This is a genomic window from Streptomyces sp. CNH189, assembly GCF_000527195.1.
In genome coordinates this window covers 150,735-167,729 of record NZ_AZUS01000009.1, presented here as the reverse complement: position 1 = coordinate 167,729, position 16,995 = coordinate 150,735, and the positions used below count along the sequence as shown (strand labels likewise).

Genomic DNA, 16,995 nt, shown 5'->3' with positions numbered 1-16,995 from the left:
CCCCGCCCCGGAGGAAGCGCGATGAAGGCATACGACGGCATGTACATCGACGGCGCCTGGCGCCCCGCCGCCGGCCCGGACGTGATCGAGGTGGTGAACCCGGCCGACGAGCAGGTGATCGCCACCGTCCCGGCGGGCACCGTGGAGGACGTCGACGCCGCCGTACGCGCCGCCCGCGCCGCTCTCCCCGGCTGGGCCGCCACCCCGCCCGCCGAGCGCGCGGCCCGCCTCACCGCCCTGCGGGACCAGCTCCACGCCCGCCGCGACGAGATCGCCGCGACGGTCACCGCGGAACTCGGCGCGCCCGAGAAGGTGTCGCAGGCCGTCCACGCCGGTGTGCCCGTCGCGGTCGCCGGCTCGTACGCCGAGCTGGCCTCGACGTACTCCTTCGAGGAGAAGATCGGCAACTCGACCGTGTTCCATGAACCCGTCGGCGTGGTCGGCGCCATCACCCCGTGGAACTACCCGCTGCACCAGATCGTCGCCAAGGCCGCGCCCGCCCTCGCCGCCGGCTGCACCCTGGTCGTCAAGCCCGCCGAGGACACCCCGCTGGTCGCCCGCGTCTTCGCCGAGTGCGTCCACGAGGCCGGCGTCCCGGCGGGAGTGTTCAACCTGGTCACCGGCCTGGGCCCGGTGGCAGGCCAGGCGCTCGCCGAGCACCCGGGCGTCGACCTGCTCTCCTTCACCGGCTCGACCGCCGTCGGCCGCCGGATCGGCGCGATCGCCACCGGCATGGTGAAGAAGGTCGCCCTGGAACTCGGCGGCAAGTCCGCCAACGTCATCCTGCCCGGCGCCGACCTGGCCCGCGCCGTCAACGTCGGCGTCGCCAACGTGATGTCCAACTCCGGGCAGACGTGCAGCGCCTGGACCCGCATGCTGGTTCACCGCGACCGGTACGACGAGGCCGTGGAGCTCGCCGCGGCCGCCGCCGCCAAGTACGCCGACCGCATCGGCCCTCTGGTCAGCGCCCGGCAGCGGGACCGGGTGCGCGGCTACATCGAGAAGGGCGTCGCCGAGGGCGCCCGCCTGGTCGCGGGCGGCCCCGAGTCCCCGCACCCGCACGGCTTCCACGTCAGCCCCACGGTCTTCGCCGACGTCACCCCGGAGATGACCATCGCCCAGGAGGAGATCTTCGGCCCCGTGCTGTCGGTGCTGCGCTACGAGGACGAGGAGGACGCCCTGCGCATCGCCAACGGCACCGTGTACGGCCTGGCCGGCGCCGTCTGGGCCGGTGACGAGTCCGAGGCGGTGGCCTTCGCCCGCCGCATGGACACCGGACAGGTGGACATCAACGGCGGCCGCTTCAACCCGCTCGCGCCGTTCGGCGGTTACAAGCAGTCCGGCGTGGGGCGTGAACTCGGTCCCCACGGCCTGGCCGAGTACCTGCAGACCAAGTCCCTCCAGTTCTAGGAGTCGAGACCATCATGGCCGTACGTGCCGCCGTCCTGCCCGCCGTCGGTGCCCCGCTGGAGGTCACCGGCATCGACCTGCCCGAACCCGGACCCGGCGAGGTCCGTGTCCGGCTCGCCGCCGCCGGGGTCTGCCACTCCGACCTGTCCCTGTCCGACGGCACCATGCGCGTGCCCGTCCCGGCCGTCCTCGGCCACGAGGGCGCCGGCACGGTCGTCGCCGTCGGCGAGGACGTCACCCATGTCACCCCCGGCGACGCGGTCGTCCTCAACTGGGCGCCCTCCTGCGGCAGCTGCCCCGCCTGCGCCCGCGGCGAGGTCTGGCTCTGCGCCCACGCCCTGGACGGCGCCGCCCGGGTACACGCCCGCCGTGCCGACGACGGCACCGAACTGCACCCCGGCCTCAACGTGGCCGCGTTCGCCGAGGAGACCGTGGTGCCCGGGGCCTGTGTGCTGCCCGCCCCGGACGGCGTCCCCCTCGCCGACGCGGCCCTGCTGGGCTGCGCCGTGCTCACCGGCTACGGCGCGGTCCACCACTCCGCCCGCGTCCGCGCCGGTGAGACCGTCGCCGTGTTCGGCGTCGGGGGAGTGGGCCTCGCCGCGCTCCAGTCGGCGAGGATCGCGGGCGCTTCCACGATCGTCGCCGTGGACGTCTCCCCGGAGAAGGACGAGCTGGCCCGCGCCGCGGGCGCCACCGAGTACGTGGTCGCCTCCGACACCACCGCCCGGGAGATCCGCGCCCTCACCGGCAAGCAGGGTGTGGACGTGGCCGTGGAGTGCGTCGGCCGGGCCCGTACCATCCGCACCGCCTGGGAGTCCACCCGGCGCGGCGGACGCACCACGGTCGTCGGCATCGGCGGCAAGGACGAGCAGGTCACCTTCAACGCCCTGGAGATCTTCCACTGGGGCCGCACCCTCTCCGGGTGCGTCTACGGCAACTCCGACCCCGCCCGCGATCTCCCGGTCCTCGCGGGGCACATCCGCTCCGGTGCCTTCGACCTGGGCGCCCTGGTCACCGAACGGATCACCCTGGACGGCATCCCGGCGGCCTTCGACACCATGCTCGCCGGCAAGGGGGGCCGCGCCCTCGTCGTCTTCTGAGCCACGCTGCTTCCCGCACCCCGAGGGGCGCGGGGAACTGCGCGATCAACCACGAGGGCGCCGCACCCGCCCTCGCACCGATGGCCGTCGCGCCCGGCCGGCAGCTGCTCAGCCGGATGGCCGGCGCGATGGTGCCGGCGCGGGCCGTGCGGCGCGTCGAGCCGGAGCTGTCCGACGAGTTTGCGCGGATCTGCCGGGTTCACGCCCTGGACTGACCGGGGCGCGCGGCTCGGGGCGCGGTGTTGGCTGGGGGCGTGGTGCCGCTCGGGCGGCGGTGCTGCTCGGTCGTGGTGCTGTCCTCCGGGTCGTGGGGTACTGCGCCGCTCCGGGGCGTGGTGCCCCTCCGAGTCGTGGGGTGCCGCTGCGGGGCGTGGTGCCCCTCCGGCGCGTGGGTGTCGCTTCGGGTGCGGCGCCGCGGCGTGGAGGCGGATCGCTCAGCGGAGCGTGGTCCCGTCGAGTCCCAGGTGGGTGGCGAGGGCGTGTTCGCCGGTGGTGGTCAGCTTCACCGCGCGCTCGGAGCCGATGCGTACGCACCAGCCCTCGTCCAGGGCGTGCCGGCACAGGGCCGCGCCCGCCGTTCCGGCGAGGTGGGGGCGGCGTTCGGTCCAGTCCAGGCAGGCGCGGGCCAGCGGGCGCCGGCCCCGGTGGTCGAGGCCGATGCCCAGTGCGCCGAACCAGCTCAGCCCCGCGTCGGTGAGGGCGAAGCCGGTGTCCTGGCGCAGCAGGCCCCGCGCGGTGAGGGCGTCGGTGACGGCGATGCCGAGCCGCCCGGCGAGGTGGTCGTAGCAGGTGCGGCCGCGCGCCATCGCGGAGCCGGCGCCCGACTGCCGCAGCCCGCGCGGGGGTTCGGCGGCGCCCGGCGCGATCTGCGCGGTCAGGTCCTCCAGGAGCTGCGCGACCCGGGCGTCCGCGAGCCGCACGTACCGGTGCCGCCCCTGCCGTTCCTCGGCCAGCAGCCCGCCGCCGACCAGCTTGCCCAAATGCTCGCTGAGCGTGGACGCGGCGACCTCGCAGTGCCGGGCCAGTTCGCCCGCCGTCCAGGCCCGCCCGTCCAGCAGCGCCAGCAGGCACGCGGCGCGGGTCTCGTCGGCGATCAGCGCGGCGAGGCGGGCCAGCGCGGCTGCCCGGGGATCCTTCGAAGTCATGCCCACCAGCATGCGGCAGGAACAGTTCGGTGCGCACCGAAGTGTCCGGGCGGCCGGTGACGCCGTCGCGCGCGCTCAGGTGTGCTGCCGTACCTGCTCGTACTGCAGGGCCAGGCCGTCCAGCAGGGCGGTGAGGCCGGTCTCGAAGGCCCGTTCGTCGATCTTCTCCTGCTGCTCGGCCAGCAGGTGCGCCTGACCGAGGTGCGGGTAGTCGGCGGGGTCGTAGGCGCTCGCGTCGTCCACGAAGCCGCCGGCGAACGAACCGAGCGCCGAGCCCATGATGAAGTACCGCATCAGCGCGCCGATGGAGGTCGCCTGGGCGGGCGGCCAGCCCGCCTCGACCATCGCGCCGTAGGCCGCGTCGGCCAGCCTCAGCGCCGCGGGACGCCGCCCGGGGCCACGGGCCAGTACGGGGACGATGTTCGGGTGGTCGCGCAGCGCCCCGCGGTAGGAGACCGCCCAGTCGTGCAGCGCCGTCCGCCAGTCCCGGCCGTCCTCGAACATCGACAGGTCGACCTGCGCGCTCACCGAGTCGGCCACCGCCTCCAGGATCTCGTCCTTGGTGCGGAAGTGGTTGTACAGCGACGGCCCGCTCACCCCTAGCTCGGCGGCCAGCCGGCGGGTGGACACCGCGGCCAGCCCCTCCGTGTCCACCAGCGCACGCGCCGTCTCGACGATCCGGTCGGTGCTGAGCAAGGGCTTGCGCGGTCGGGCCATGGCGCACATAGTAGGGCTGCGGCACTAAACTAGCAGTGCTAATTTATTCGTGCACGAACCACGACCACGACCACGCGCGTCTCACATGGGGTGACTCGGGATGAACCTGGAGCTGAGTGACGAGCAGGAGGCCGTACGCCGGCTCGCCCAGGACTTCGTGCGGCGCGAGGTCGTGCCGCACGCCACCGCCTGGGACCGTGCGGAGGAGGTCGACCGGGGCATCGTGAAGAAGCTCGGCGAGGTCGGCTTCCTCGGGCTGACGATCGACGAGGAGTACGGCGGCTCGGGCGGCGACCACCTCGCGTACTGCCTGGTCACCGAGGAGCTGGGGCGCGGGGACTCCTCCGTGCGCGGCATCGTGTCCGTCTCCCTCGGCCTGGTGGCCAAGACGATCGCGGCGTACGGCGACGAGGAGCAGAAGCGGACCTGGCTGCCGGGGCTGACCTCCGGTGAGTACGTCGGCTGCTTCGGTCTGACCGAGCCGGGCACCGGTTCCGACGCGGGGAATCTCGCCACGCGTGCGGTGCGGGACGGCGACGAGTACGTCATCGACGGCGCCAAGATGTTCATCACCAACGGGACGTGGGCGGACGTGGTGCTGCTGTTCGCGCGGTCCACCGACGCGCCGGGGCACAAGGGCGTGTCCGCGTTCCTGGTGCCCACGGACAGCCCTGGGCTGAGTCGTCGTTCCGTGCACGGGAAGCTGGGGCTGCGGGGGCAGGCCACGGCCGAGTTGGTGTTCGACGGGGTGCGGGTGCCCGCGTCCGCGATGCTCGGTGAGGAGGGGCGCGGTTTCTCGGTCGCCATGTCCGCCCTGGCCAAGGGGCGGATGTCGGTCGCGGCCGGGTGTGTCGGCATCGCGCAGGCCGCGCTGGACGCGGCGGTGGGATACGCGGGGGAGCGGGAGCAGTTCGGCAAGCCGATCGCCGGGCACCAGCTGGTGCAGGAGCTGATCAGTGACATCGCCGTCGACGTGGACGCGGCGCGGCTGCTGACCTGGCGGGTCGCCGATCTGATCGACCGGGGGAAGCCGTTCGCCGTGGAGTCCTCCAAGGCGAAGCTGTTCGCGTCGGAGGCGGCTGTGCGTGCCGCGAACAACGCGCTGCAGGTGTTCGGCGGTTACGGCTACATCGACGAGTACCCGGCGGGCAAACTGCTGCGGGACGCGCGGGTGATGACGCTGTACGAGGGCACCAGTCAGATCCAGAAGCTGGTCATCGGGCGCGCGTTGACGGGGGTTTCGGCGTTCTGAGGAGCGGAGGATGAGTACCGGCTGAGTATCCGTGCGGATGTGGCCGGCGCCGCGTCGGCCGATTCTGTTCCCCATGAGTGACACACCGGTCAAGCAGCAGAGTACGGCGGCCTTCTACGGTCAGGCCGTGGCGTCCTTCGGAGTGGCCATCGGGGCCACCGCGGTCGGCATCTTCAACCTGGAGACCGACGCCTGGGTCCGCGCGTTCCTCGGAATCGCGGTCCTGTACCTCGTCACCTCCGCCTTCACACTGGCCAAGGTCATCCGTGACCGGCAGGAGGCGGGGCAGATCGTGAACCGGGTCGACCAGGCACGCCTGGAGAAGATGCTGGCCGACTACGACCCGCTGCAGAAGCTCTGAAGTGCGCGTGGCGTGGGGTGGGGGCCTGGACAGCAAGCACCTCTGCGTGACGGACCGGCGTCGGCTTCGCCGGGGCCGTTCGCCACTCCGATGGGCGTGACCTGGATGCGCACCTCCGTCCCACCCGTGACGCTGGCGAGAAGCCCGGACTTCTCGCTCGCCGGGGACCGGGGAGATCAACACACGGAGCCGTGGACCCATGGGCCGGTACAGAGGACGCTCGCTCGGTGCCCTGATCCTGCTCGGAGTCCTGGCAGTGCCGGCCTGCCAGTCGCCGCACGCCGGCACTGCGGTGTCGAACGGCGGGGTCAGTGACGGGGCCGCCCTCGACGCTCCGACCGAAGCCAAGGTCAAGCAGATCGTCCGCCGGTTCAAGGACACGAACCGAACTCCGGGGGTCCTGGTCGGCGTCTGGAGCCCGCAGGGAAACTTCGTCAGTGCCACTGGCGTCGCCGACCTCGCGACGGGGGCGCCGCTCCGTACGGACATGCAGTTCAAGATCGCGAGTCAGACCAAGACGTTCACGGCCAACCTCGTCCTGCAGCTGGTGGGCGAGGGGAAAGTCGCCTTGGAGGACCACATCTCCAAGTGGGTGGCAGGAGTCCCCAACGGGGACCGGATCACGATCCGCCAGCTCCTCAACCACACCAGCGGCCTCGCCGACGGGTTCACCTCGCCCACCGTCCAGGGGAAGATCCCCGTCGGCTGCACCGTCGAGGAGCTCCTCGACGTGGAGGCGAAGGTCCCGCCCGTCGCGGCTCCCGGCGCCAAGTGGTCGTACAGCAACTACGGTTACAACCTGCTCGGCCGCGTCGTGGAGCTGGCCGGCGGCCAGGATCTGAGCACCGCGGTACAGCAGCGCATCGCCCGGCCGCTCGGACTCCACCGCACCCTGCTCCCGACGTCGGGCAATGGCCTCACCCCACCCTTCACCCACGGCTACGGACTGGGCGACGTGGGCCCCACCCAGGCACCCACCGCCGCCGACGACGCGACGGCCGTCCCGGCGTCGTGCCTCTGGGCCCACGGAGCCATGGTCTCGACGCTCTCGGACATGCGGATCTGGTCCCGTGCCCTGGCGACCGGTGCACTGCTCAAGCCGGCGGTCTGGGCCGAAGCGACCAGGAACACGGTCCCCTTCGTCTTCACAGGGAACTACAACGGGCCCGGCACGTGGCGCTACGGACTGGGTTTCGTCGAGTCCGGCGGGTTCATCGGCGGAGAAGGCAGCTTCGCCGGCTACGAGTCCACCACCATGTACTCACCCACGCTCCAGACATCGATCGAGGTCGTCTCCACCAAGAACCCCAACGGCATCACGCCGCCCCCGATGTTCCAGGCCCTCGCCATGGCGGTCCACGGCACCAGTCTCGACTTCGGCCTTACGCCCGAACAGGCACTCACGCCCTCGTTCGCGGGAGCGGCGGGTCAGCCGGACGCCGCAGGTCCACGGTGCCGGCACACCCCCCGGAAGGACACGTCCGCCGGACGTGCCCTAAGCGCTCGCTCACCCTTGCCGGTAGGATGTCGTCCCTGCCAGTGAATGGGGTGAGCGATGAGTACGGCGGAGGAGACGGCCGGCGGTGAGGCGCAGCCGTGGGGTGAGGTCACGCCCGACGCGGCCCGGCGGCTGCTGCTCGCCGCCGTGGAGGCCTTCGCGGAGCGCGGCTACCACGCCACGACGACCCGCGACATCGCGGGCCGCGTCGGCATGAGCCCGGCCGCGCTCTACATCCACTACAAGACCAAGGAAGAGCTGCTCCACCGCATCAGCCGGATCGGGCACGAGAAGGCGCTGGACATCCTGCGCACCGCCGCCCGTGGGGAGGGCACCGCGACCGAGCGGCTCGCCGAGGCGGTCAGTTCCTTCGTCCGCTGGCACGCACGCGGGCGCACCACCGCCCGCGTGGTGCAGTACGAACTCGACTCGCTCGGCCCCGACGCCCGCGCCGAGATCGTGGGCCTGCGCCGCCAGGTCGACGCCGAGGTGCGCGGCATCATCGAGGACGGGGTGCGCTCCGGCGAGTTCGACGTCCCCGACGTGCCGGGCACCACCCTCGCCGCGCTCTCCCTGTGCATCGACGTGGCCCGCTGGTTCAACGTCAACGGGCCCCGCACCCCCGAGGAGGTCGGCGCGCTCTACGCCGACCTCGTGCTCCGGATGGTGGGGGCCAAGGGCACCGGGTCCGCTCAGAGGTAGTAGCGGGCCACCGACTCGGCGACGCACACCGGCTTGTCGCCGCCCTCGCGCTCGACGGTGAAGGCGGTGGCCACCTGGACGCCCCCCGGCACCTCGTCGACCGCGCTGATCCTCGCCGTGGCGCGCAGCCGCGAGCCGACCGGCACGGGGGCGGGGAAGCGCACCTTGTTGGTGCCGTAGTTGACGCCCATCTTCACGCCCTCGACGGACAGCAGCTGCGGGCCGAACAGCGGCAGCAGCGACAGCGTCAGGTAGCCGTGCGCGATGGTCGTGCCGAACGGCCCCGCGGCGGCCTTCTCCGGGTCGACGTGGATCCACTGGTGGTCCCCGGTGGCCTCGGCGAACAGGTCGATCCGCTTCTGGTCGACCTCCAGCCAGTCGGTGTACCCCAGCTGCTCGCCCACCGCCGCCTTCAGGTCGTCGACGGACGTGAAGATCCTCGGCTCTGCCATGTCCCGGCCTCTCGCGTCACGAAGTCGCAGGCGCATCCGCGTGCGCATGCCTAAGCAACTGCTTAGCATGGTCGGCCGAAGGGCCCCTGTCAACGGACCGTCCGCCGTACGGGGTCGGTAGGCTTCGGGGAGTGCACCGGATTCCAGAGAAGATCCACGAGCTCACGGTCGGGCAGCTGTCCGCCCGCAGCGGCGCCGCCGTGTCGGCCCTGCACTTCTACGAGTCCAAGGGGCTGATCAGCAGTCGGCGCACCTCCGGGAACCAGCGCCGGTACACCCGCGACACCCTGCGCCGGGTCGCCTTCATCCGCGCCGCGCAGCGCGTCGGCATCCCGCTCGCCACGATCCGCGAGGCGCTCGCCGAACTGCCCGAGGAGCGCACCCCGACCCGTGACGACTGGGCGCGGCTCTCCGAGGCCTGGCGCTCCGAGTTGGACGAACGCATCCGGCAGCTGAACCGGCTGCGCGACCACCTCACCGACTGCATCGGCTGCGGCTGCCTGTCGCTGGAGGGCTGCGTGCTGTCCAACCCCGACGACGTCTTCGGCGAGCGTCTCACCGGCTCCAGCCTGCTGACGGAGAGCCGCAGGAAGGGGTCCGGCGGCTGAGGGCGGATTCCGCCCCCGGCCGCCGTCGCTCACTCGTACTCCGTGCCGCCCTTACGGGTCAGGTACGCCGGGCTCACGGCCTTGGCTATGGCGCGGCCGCCCGTCACCGGGCTGTGGCGCTCGACCGCCGGCCGGATGACCACGCCCTCCCGCAGGTGCAGCCGCCGGCCGGACACCGTCTCGCGGCCACTGGCGAACTCCAGCACCCGCTCGCTGTCGTACGGGCCGGTGTACAGCCGGGGCACCAGCGGCAGGCGGCCGTCGAGCAGGTCCGCCGCGTCCAGCCAGCGCACCTCGCCGTCGATCTCCGCCGAGACGTCGAACACGGCGTACCCGAGCGTGTCGCGCCGCCCGTCGGCCCCGTACGACAGGTCCTGCACGCCCTCGCCGTACACCTCGCCGAAGATGCCGACCCGCTTGGCGCCCAGCCGGCCGGCGAGGTCGGCTGCGGCCTCGGCGACGCCGTGACCGCGCATCGCGCGCCAGTACAGGTTGCGCGGGTCCTCCTTCAGCGCGAGGGACTTGGCGCCGAATCCCTTGGAGGAGACGTACACCCGGTCCTGCTCCACGCAGTAGGTCAGCAGGCAGGCCGTGCCGTGCAGCTTCTCGGTGAGCACCACGGGCTCGCCGGGGGCGAAGATGCCGGGGTAACGCTGCACGTTCTCGATGTCGACCCACGGCAGCAGGTCCGGCGCCGGCTCCACCTCGCCGCTCATCGTCGGAGGGACCGGCGGCACCCACTTGGTGACGCCGAGCAGCTCCGCGAAGTCGGTGCCGTCCGCGGCGGCCCGCACCAGGTCGACGTCCGCGAGCGCCTTCGGCCGGCACACGATGCCCTGCGACAGCTCACCGCGCAGCCGGACCGCCTTGACCCGGTCATGGTTGCCGCCCGCCAGGCGACCGGTCAGTCCCAGCTCCTCGATCAGCGCGGTGGGCAGCACGGACTGCTCGGGGATGTACACCGCGGCGTCGCCCGTGCGGTAGGCGCCCTTGGCGACGACGGCCCGGTACAGGCCCACCTGCGCCAGTTCGAGGGCGTCGGCGTTCGGGTGTTCGTGGACGGTCAGGATCTCGGCGGTGACGCGCAGCGTCGACATGGGACAGCTCCTAGGGCCATCGGGTGCGATTCATCGCCCCAACTGTCCGCGGAACAAAACCATGGAACGAACGAATTACCAGCTGCTACCGTCCCCGGAGCCCAGGGGGTGCGGCATCCCCGGCGCACCCCCGTGACCCCGACGCCTCCGTCGTCCTCGCTGTCCCCCGTCGCTCATCTCGCTTCCGCCGCCCCGGCTCTCAGGCCGAGACCAGCAGCCTCGCCCGGCGGGCCTCCGCCAGTGCCGCCGTGGTCAGCACGGGGCGCGGCACCAGGATCCCGCAGTCCGTGCACACCGGGCCCGTCGAGGGTTCGTGGTCCAGGTCGTGCCGCCACATGAGCCGTTCCCCCTGGCACACGGGGCAGGACGCGCCCGGCTCACGCTCCAGGGCGTCGATCAGCCGCCGCAGCACCTCCGCCAGGGGCTCGCGTGGGTGCACCCGCGGGTCGTCGCACCAGGCCACCCCGAAACCGCCCCAGGTCATCCGGTGCCAGTCGTCCACACTGCCCGGCCTGCGCAGACCGTCGTGCTTCTCCTTCCTGCGGCGCTCGGCGAACTCCACCTCGTAGGCCAGCCAGACCGCCCGGGCCTCCTCCAGTTCGTCCAGTGCGGCCACGAGCCGCGCCGGGTCGACGGAGCGGTCCTCGGGATCGAACCCGGCCCGCGAGCACAGATGGTCCCAGGTCGCCCGGTGCCCGTACGGGGCGAACCGCTCCAGGCACTTGCGCAGCGAGTAGCGCCGCAGCGCCAGATCGCACCGGGGATCTCGGACCTGTCTCGCCAGACTCCGGAAACCGGCCATCGTCCTGCACCTCCGTCACACCTGCACCTGTAATCCGGTCACTTCGGCGTCGTCGAACGGACGTCGCCGAATAGACGCGCCGGCACGCGATTCGGCTCCATCCTTCTTCCGATGGCCCCCCTCAGCCGGCCGCGGGGGCGTCTCGCCAACTCCCTTGGCCCATGCTTCAGTTGTCGTCGTCCGCGGGGATACCGGCGGTAACGAACTCCGCGCCCTCCCGGCGGGGGAGGAACACTCCCCGACGCTCTGAGAACTCCCCGCGACTTCCACGGGTTCCTGAACACCCCGCCGATATGCACGCCGATCACGGGCCGGCCGGACGAGGGGTCCTGCGTGATACCGGGTGCGGCTGCGAAACCGCAGGTCAAGGCGATGGCGAGGCGGGTTCCGTGAGTGCGGACGGGATGGCGGCGGGCGCGAACGGGACGGCGGCGGGTCGCCGCCCGCGACCCGCCGCCGTCCTGTGCCCGTCCGCGCTCAGCGGTACAGCAGGTGATTCCGCCGCTTCCGGCGGAACGCCGCCAGCTCCTGCTGCCAGCCGCCCACCACCTCGTCCGTGTCCGCGCCCGCGTCGATCATCGTGCGCACCTGGGTGGAGCCGGTGAGCTTGTCGATCCAGTTGTCCGAGCGCCAGGCGAAGCCGCTCCACGACCGCTTCGCCGTGATCAGCAGGCCGATGCCCGTGCGCACCGGGTCGAACGCCTCCCGGCCGTGCACATGCAGCTGCACGCCCCCGATGGTCTTCCCCTGGAACTTGGAGAAGGTCGGCGCGAAGTACGCCTCACGGAAGCGCACGCCCGCCAGACCCAGCTCGTTCGCCGCGGCCGCCCAACGCCCGTCGACGCCCTCCGCGCCCAGCAGCTCGAACGGCCGGGTGGTGCCGCGTCCCTCGGAGAGGTTCGTACCCTCGAACAGGCAGGTGCCCGAGTACACCAGTGCCGTCTCCGGCGTCGGCATGTTCGGGCTCGGCGGCACCCACGGCATTCCGGACGCGTCGTAGAAGTCCGACCGCTTCCACCCCGACATCTTCACGGTCTCCAGGGCGACGGGCGCCGTCAGGAACTCCTCGTTGAACAGCAGCGCCAGCTCCGCCACCGTCATCCCGTGCGCCTGTGAGATCGGCTGCCGTCCGACGAAGGTCGCGAACTCCTTGTGCAGCACCGGACCCAGCGCCGCCCGCCCGGTCACCGGGTTCGGCCGGTCCAGGACCACGAACGACAGACCCGCGAGCTGCGCCGCCTCCATGCAGTCGAACAGCGTCCAGATGTACGTGTAGAAACGGGCGCCGGCGTCCTGGATGTCGAAGACGACCGTGTCCACGCCGGACGCGGTGAAGATGTCGGCGAGCTCCTGACCGCTCTTCAGGTACGTGTCGTACACGGGCAGGCCGGTCGCCGGGTCGTCGTACCGGCCCTCCGAGCCGCCCGCCTGCGCGGTGCCCCGGAAGCCGTGCTCGGGGCCGAAGACCGCGGCCAGGTCCACCCGGCCGTCGGCGTGCATGACGTCCACGATGTGCCGCACGTCGCGGGTGATGCCGGTGGGGTTGGTGACCACGCCGACGCGGCGGCCGTCGAGCAGCGCGTAACCGTCCGCCGCGAGCCGTTCGAACCCGGTGCGCAGTGTCCGGCCGCCGCCGTGTCCTGGCCCCGGCCCGGGAGCGGCGACGGCCGGAGCGGCGGAGGCCGCGACCGCGGCCGTGGTGGTGGCGAGCAGGCTCCGTCGGGACAGCCTCATGCGGTGACCTCCGTGATCGCGGTACATGTCATGCCCACGCACGCTAGCGTGCCGGACCGCCCCGGGGAACGCGTCGGACCCGCGCCACGCGGAAGGCCCCTTCCACCCGGCATACCGACCGGTTAGTCTGACGCGGACAACCGTTGGGGAGCCGCGTCGAAGGAGACCGATGGTGCAAGCCGTGCAGGGTGCGAAGGTGGTCGTCACGGGAGCCGGGGGTGGCATCGGGGCGGCGCTGGCCCGCCGGTTCGCCGAGCAGGGGGCGCGGGTCGTGGTCAACGACCTGGACGCCGGCCGCGCCAAGTCCGTGGCCGAGGAGATCGGTGGTCTGGCGGTGGCGGGTGACGCCTCCGCGATCGTCGCGGAGGCCCGGGACGCGCTCGGCGGGACGATCGACGTCTGGTGTGCCAACGCCGGGGTCGGCCGTGACGGCGGGGAGCCGGGTGACTCCCTGCGCGAGGAGGACTGGGCCCTGTCCTGGGACGTCAACGTGATGGCCCACGTCCGCGCGGCCCACGCGCTGCTCCCCGAGTGGCTGGAGCGGGGCAGCGGGCGTTTCGTCTCCACCGTCTCCGCCGCCGGGCTGCTCACCATGATCGGCACCGCCCCGTACAGCGTCACCAAGCACGGCGCCTACGCCTTCGCCGAGTGGCTGTCACTGACGTACCGGCACCGCGGGGTGAAAGTGCACGCGATCTGCCCGCAGGGCGTGCGCACCGACATGCTCGACGCGAGCGGCAGCGCCGGCGAGCTGGTGCTGAAGCCGACCGCGATCGAGCCGGAGGACGTGGCCGACGCCCTGTTCGAGGGCATCGAGCGGGACCGTTTCCTGATCCTGCCGCACCCGGAGGTCGCCGACTACTACCGCGCCCGCGCCACCGACCCCGACCGCTGGCTCTCCGGCATGAACCGCGTCCAGCAGCAGTGGGAAGCCACCCGCTGACCCGCTCCGCGACAGCCGCCCGCCCGCACCGGGCGGGCTCCCGCACGGACCCGCCCGCACCCGTCGCCGCGCCGGGGGAGAAACTGGGCGGGGAGGTGTGCCTCCGGAGGCGGATCCGTGAAGTGGGAAGATCCTCCGTCGGGGATGGCGTTTCCTGACGCACGACGACCGACAGCAACACGGAAAGGCGGGTGGCGGCAGTGCCCAGAACGACGGACGGTGACGGGACCCCCGTGCCGCAGCGGCTCCTGGCCGCCGCCACCCGGCTCTTCGCCGAGCAGGGCTACGACCGCACCTCGGTGCAGGAGATCGTCGAGGCGGCCGGCGTCACCAAGGGGGCGCTCTACCACTACTTCGGGTCCAAGGACGACCTGCTGCACGAGGTGTACGCGCGCGTGCTGCGCCTCCAGCAGGAGCGCCTGGACCAGTTCGCCGACGCCGACGAGCCCATCGAGAAGCGGCTGCGCGGCGCCGCGGCCGACGTGGTCGTCACCACCATCGAGAACCTCGACGACGCGTCGATCTTCTTCCGCTCCATGCACCACCTCAGCCCGGAGAAGAACAAGCAGGTCCGCTCCGAGCGCCGCCGCTACCACGAGCGGTTCCGCGCGCTGATCGAGGAGGGCCAGCGCGCGGGCGTGTTCTCCACGGCGACCCCGGCCGACCTCGTGGTCGACTACCACTTCGGCTCGGTGCACCACCTGTCCACCTGGTACCGCCCCGACGGCCCGCTCAGCCCCCAGGAGGTCGCCGACCACCTGGCCGACCTGCTGCTGCGCGCGCTGCGCGCCTGAGCCGCCCCGGCACTCTGGCGCCGCCCCCCGGGCGCCGACCGCCCCGCCGGTGCCGACCACCCCGCCGGTGCCGACCGCCCCGCCGGTGCCGACCGCCCCGGCGGGGCGGCCCGTGCCTAGAGGTGCTTCTTGATCTCCCGGCGGGCCAGCGACCGCTGGTGCACCTCGTCCGGGCCGTCCGCGATCATCAGCGTGCGCGCGCCCGCGTACAGCTCGGCCAGCGGGAAGTCCTGGCTCACCCCGCCCGCGCCGTAGAGCTGGATCGCCCGGTCGAGGATGCCGACGACCGTGCGCGGCGTGGCGATCTTGATGGCCTGGATCTCGGTGTGGGCGTCCCGGTTGCCGACGGTGTCCATCATCCAGGCCGTCTTCAGCACCAGCAGCCGCAGCTGCTCGACCGCGACGCGCGCGTCCGCGATCCAGTTCTGCACCACGCCCTGCTGGGCGAGCGCCTTGCCGAAGGCGTCCCGGGACACCGCGCGCCGGCACATCAGCTCGATGGCCCGCTCGGCCATGCCGATCAGCCGCATGCAGTGGTGGATCCGGCCCGGACCGAGCCGCGCCTGGGCGATGGCGAAGCCGCCGCCCTCCTCACCGATCAGGTTCGACACCGGCACCCGCGCCTCGTCGAAGACCACCTCGGCGTGACCGCCGTGGTAGTGGTCCTCGTAGCCGAAGACCCGCATCGCCCGCTTCACGGTGACACCCGGGGTGTCCCGCGGGACCAGGACCATGGACTGCTGGCGGCGGATGTCCGCCCCGTCCGGGTCGGTCTTGCCCATCACGATGAAGATCTTGCAGTCCGGGTGCATCGCCCCGGAGATGTACCACTTGCGCCCCGAGACGACGTACTCGTCGCCCTCCCGCCGGATGTGCGTGGTGATGTTGGTGGCGTCGGAGGAGGCCACGTCCGGCTCGGTCATCGCGAACGCCGAGCGGATCTCGCCCGAGAGCAGCGGTTCCAGCCACTGCTTCTTCTGCCGCTCGTCGCCGAACTGCGCCAGCACCTCCATGTTCCCGGTGTCGGGCGCCGCGCAGTTGGTCGCGGTCGGGGCGAGCTGCGGGGACCGGCCGGTGATCTCGGCGAGCGGGGCGTACTGCAGGTTGGTGAGTCCCGCGCCGTGCTCGGCGTCGGGCAGGAACAGGTTCCACAGGCCCTGCCTGCGGGCCTCCGCCTTCAGCTCCTCCACCACCGGCGGGTTCTCCCACGGCGAGGCCAGCCGCTCGCGCTGCTCGTGCGCGACCTGCTCGGCGGGGTACACGTGCTCGTCCATGAAGGCGAGGAGCCGGGCACGCAGTTCCTCGGTGCGCGCGTCGAACGCGAAGTCCATGTCGGGTCAGCCTTCCTGAAGGGTGGTCAGACCGTGCTCGATGAAGACCGGGACCAGATCGCCGATCCGGTCGAAACCGGCCCCGACGGTCTGGCCCAGCGTGTACCGGTAGTGGATGCCCTCCAGGATCACCGCGAGCTTGAACCAGGCGAACGCGGTGTACCAGGACACCGCCGACACGTCCCGGCCGGACCGCGCGGCGTAGCGCTCGATCAGCTCGGCGGGCGTGGGGTGGCCGGGGGCCTCGGCGGTCGTGGAGACGGGGGAGTCCGGCATGCCCAGCGGCATGCTGTACATCACCAGCAGCCCCAGGTCGGTCAGCGGGTCGCCCAGGGTGGACATCTCCCAGTCCAGGACGGCGCGGACCGACTCGTCGTCGCTGATCAGCGCGTTGTCGAGGCGGTAGTCGCCGTGCACCACGGTGGGCGAGGGGGACGAGGGCAGCTCACCGCCGAGCGCGGCGTGCAGCTCGTCGATGCCGGCCAGCTCCCGGTTGCGGGAGGCGTCCAGCTGCTTGCCCCAGCGCCTCAGCTGCCGGTCCAGGAACCCCTCGGGGCGGCCGAAGTCCGCGAGCCCGGCCTCGGCGGGATCGACCGCGTGCAGCTCGACGAGCGTGTCCACCAGGTTCAGTACGGCCGTGCGGGTGCGCTCGGGGCCCAGCGGCGCCAGCTGGTCGGCGGTGCGGTAGGGGGTGCCCTCGACGTACTCCATGACGTAGAACGGCGCGCCCAGCACCTCCTCGTCCTCGCACAGCAGCACCGGACGCGGCACCGGCACCTTCGTCGGGTGCAGCGCGCTGATCACCCGGTGCTCGCGCTTCATGTCGTGCGCGGTGGCCAGGACATGGCCGAGCGGCGGCCGCCGCACCACCCAGGTCCCGGAGCCGTCGGTGACCGTGTAGGTCAGGTTCGACCTGCCGCCCTCGATCAGCCGGCCGGTGAGCGGGCCGGCCAGCAGTCCGGGCCGTTCCCGTTCGAGCAGCTCGCGCAGCCGGTCGAGATCCAGTCCGGGCGGGTGATCGGGGCTCATCGTCGCTCCTGTGGGCAGGC

General features: G+C 72.4%; 18 protein-coding genes. 10 read left to right on the top strand and 8 right to left on the bottom strand.

The features are described from left to right. Nucleotides 1–21 precede the first annotated feature (21 nt). The 3 genes from B100_RS0114870 to B100_RS35505 all read left to right on the top strand — a co-directional run bounded on the left by B100_RS0114870 (nt 22) and on the right by B100_RS35505 (nt 2,725). Complete coding sequence (locus B100_RS0114870) at nt 22–1,410, top strand: aldehyde dehydrogenase family protein (protein WP_024885236.1); 1,389 nt, start codon at nt 22–24, stop codon at nt 1,408–1,410. A gap of 14 nt (nt 1,411–1,424) precedes the next feature. Then, nucleotides 1,425–2,510 carry a Zn-dependent alcohol dehydrogenase gene (locus B100_RS0114865; protein WP_024885235.1) on the top strand — a complete coding sequence of 362 codons (1,086 nt, stop codon included), beginning with the start codon at nt 1,425–1,427 and terminating at the stop codon, nt 2,508–2,510. Between the two features lie 80 nt (nt 2,511–2,590). Next, the gene (locus B100_RS35505; RefSeq protein ID WP_486585646.1) at nt 2,591–2,725 is read left to right on the top strand and encodes a hypothetical protein; all 135 of its coding nucleotides are present in this window, start codon (nt 2,591–2,593) and stop codon (nt 2,723–2,725) included. A gap of 219 nt (nt 2,726–2,944) precedes the next feature. Here the strand turns inward: B100_RS35505 and B100_RS0114855 are convergent, their stop codons facing one another. Continuing rightward, nucleotides 2,945–3,655 (bottom strand): helix-turn-helix domain-containing protein, encoded by a 711-nt coding sequence (locus tag B100_RS0114855; RefSeq protein ID WP_037722846.1) that lies wholly within the window; start codon nt 3,653–3,655, stop codon nt 2,945–2,947. A gap of 75 nt (nt 3,656–3,730) precedes the next feature. After that, a complete protein-coding gene (locus B100_RS0114850) occupies nt 3,731–4,372 on the bottom strand; it encodes a TetR/AcrR family transcriptional regulator (RefSeq protein ID WP_024885233.1) in 642 nt (213 codons plus the stop codon). A 100-nt stretch (nt 4,373–4,472) separates the two neighbouring features. On the opposite strand from B100_RS0114850, the gene B100_RS0114845 reads away from it, so the two are divergent. The 4 genes from B100_RS0114845 to B100_RS0114830 all read left to right on the top strand — a co-directional run bounded on the left by B100_RS0114845 (nt 4,473) and on the right by B100_RS0114830 (nt 8,185). Then, complete coding sequence (locus tag B100_RS0114845) at nt 4,473–5,624, top strand: acyl-CoA dehydrogenase family protein (protein ID WP_024885232.1); 1,152 nt, start codon at nt 4,473–4,475, stop codon at nt 5,622–5,624. A 73-nt stretch (nt 5,625–5,697) separates the two neighbouring features. Then, nucleotides 5,698–5,985: a YiaA/YiaB family inner membrane protein gene (locus tag B100_RS0114840; protein WP_024885231.1), complete on the top strand. Its 288-nt coding sequence runs from the start codon at nt 5,698–5,700 to the stop codon at nt 5,983–5,985. A gap of 199 nt (nt 5,986–6,184) precedes the next feature. Then, entirely contained in the window at nt 6,185–7,528 is a 1,344-nt protein-coding gene (locus B100_RS33955; protein WP_024885230.1) for a serine hydrolase domain-containing protein, read from the top strand. A gap of 12 nt (nt 7,529–7,540) precedes the next feature. Beyond that, nucleotides 7,541–8,185: a TetR-type transcription factor C-terminal domain-containing protein gene (locus tag B100_RS0114830; protein ID WP_024885229.1), complete on the top strand. Its 645-nt coding sequence runs from the start codon at nt 7,541–7,543 to the stop codon at nt 8,183–8,185. Here the strand turns inward: B100_RS0114830 and B100_RS0114825 are convergent. Beyond that, nucleotides 8,176–8,637, bottom strand: a complete 462-nt coding sequence (locus B100_RS0114825) for a MaoC/PaaZ C-terminal domain-containing protein (RefSeq protein ID WP_024885228.1) — start codon at nt 8,635–8,637, stop codon at nt 8,176–8,178. The genes B100_RS0114830 and B100_RS0114825 overlap by 10 nt on opposite strands. A 131-nt stretch (nt 8,638–8,768) precedes the next feature. Between B100_RS0114825 and soxR the strand changes: the two genes are divergently transcribed. Beyond that, entirely contained in the window at nt 8,769–9,245 is a 477-nt protein-coding gene (gene soxR, locus B100_RS0114820) for a redox-sensitive transcriptional activator SoxR (protein WP_024885227.1), read from the top strand. Nucleotides 9,246–9,274: 29 nt separating this feature from the next. On the opposite strand, the gene B100_RS0114815 is transcribed toward soxR, so the two are convergent. The 3 genes from B100_RS0114815 to B100_RS0114805 all read right to left on the bottom strand — a co-directional run bounded on the left by B100_RS0114815 (nt 9,275) and on the right by B100_RS0114805 (nt 12,878). Continuing rightward, on the bottom strand, nt 9,275–10,342 hold the full coding sequence (locus B100_RS0114815) for an RNA ligase (ATP) (protein ID WP_024885226.1): 1,068 nt from the start codon (nt 10,340–10,342) through the stop codon (nt 9,275–9,277). Nucleotides 10,343–10,541: 199 nt separating this feature from the next. Continuing rightward, the gene (locus B100_RS0114810; protein ID WP_024885225.1) at nt 10,542–11,144 is read right to left on the bottom strand and encodes a hypothetical protein; all 603 of its coding nucleotides are present in this window, start codon (nt 11,142–11,144) and stop codon (nt 10,542–10,544) included. A gap of 477 nt (nt 11,145–11,621) precedes the next feature. Further along, on the bottom strand, nt 11,622–12,878 hold the full coding sequence (locus B100_RS0114805; RefSeq protein ID WP_024885224.1) for a DUF1343 domain-containing protein: 1,257 nt from the start codon (nt 12,876–12,878) through the stop codon (nt 11,622–11,624). Nucleotides 12,879–13,047: 169 nt separating this feature from the next. Here B100_RS0114805 and B100_RS0114800 point away from each other — a divergent pair, with 169 nt between their 5' ends. Both B100_RS0114800 and B100_RS0114795 read left to right on the top strand, forming a co-directional pair. Beyond that, nucleotides 13,048–13,821, top strand: coding sequence for an SDR family oxidoreductase (locus B100_RS0114800; RefSeq protein WP_024885223.1), 774 nt, complete (start codon nt 13,048–13,050; stop codon nt 13,819–13,821). Between the two features lie 200 nt (nt 13,822–14,021). After that, a complete protein-coding gene (locus tag B100_RS0114795) occupies nt 14,022–14,615 on the top strand; it encodes a TetR-type transcription factor C-terminal domain-containing protein (RefSeq protein ID WP_024885222.1) in 594 nt (197 codons plus the stop codon). 116 nt (nt 14,616–14,731) lie between these two features. On the opposite strand, the gene B100_RS0114790 is transcribed toward B100_RS0114795, so the two are convergent. Together B100_RS0114790 and B100_RS0114785 are read right to left on the bottom strand one after the other, a co-directional pair. After that, the gene (locus B100_RS0114790; RefSeq protein ID WP_024885221.1) at nt 14,732–15,946 is read right to left on the bottom strand and encodes an acyl-CoA dehydrogenase family protein; all 1,215 of its coding nucleotides are present in this window, start codon (nt 15,944–15,946) and stop codon (nt 14,732–14,734) included. A gap of 6 nt (nt 15,947–15,952) precedes the next feature. Beyond that, nucleotides 15,953–16,975 (bottom strand): phosphotransferase family protein, encoded by a 1,023-nt coding sequence (locus B100_RS0114785; RefSeq protein ID WP_024885220.1) that lies wholly within the window; start codon nt 16,973–16,975, stop codon nt 15,953–15,955. Nucleotides 16,976–16,995: the final 20 nt, after the last annotated feature.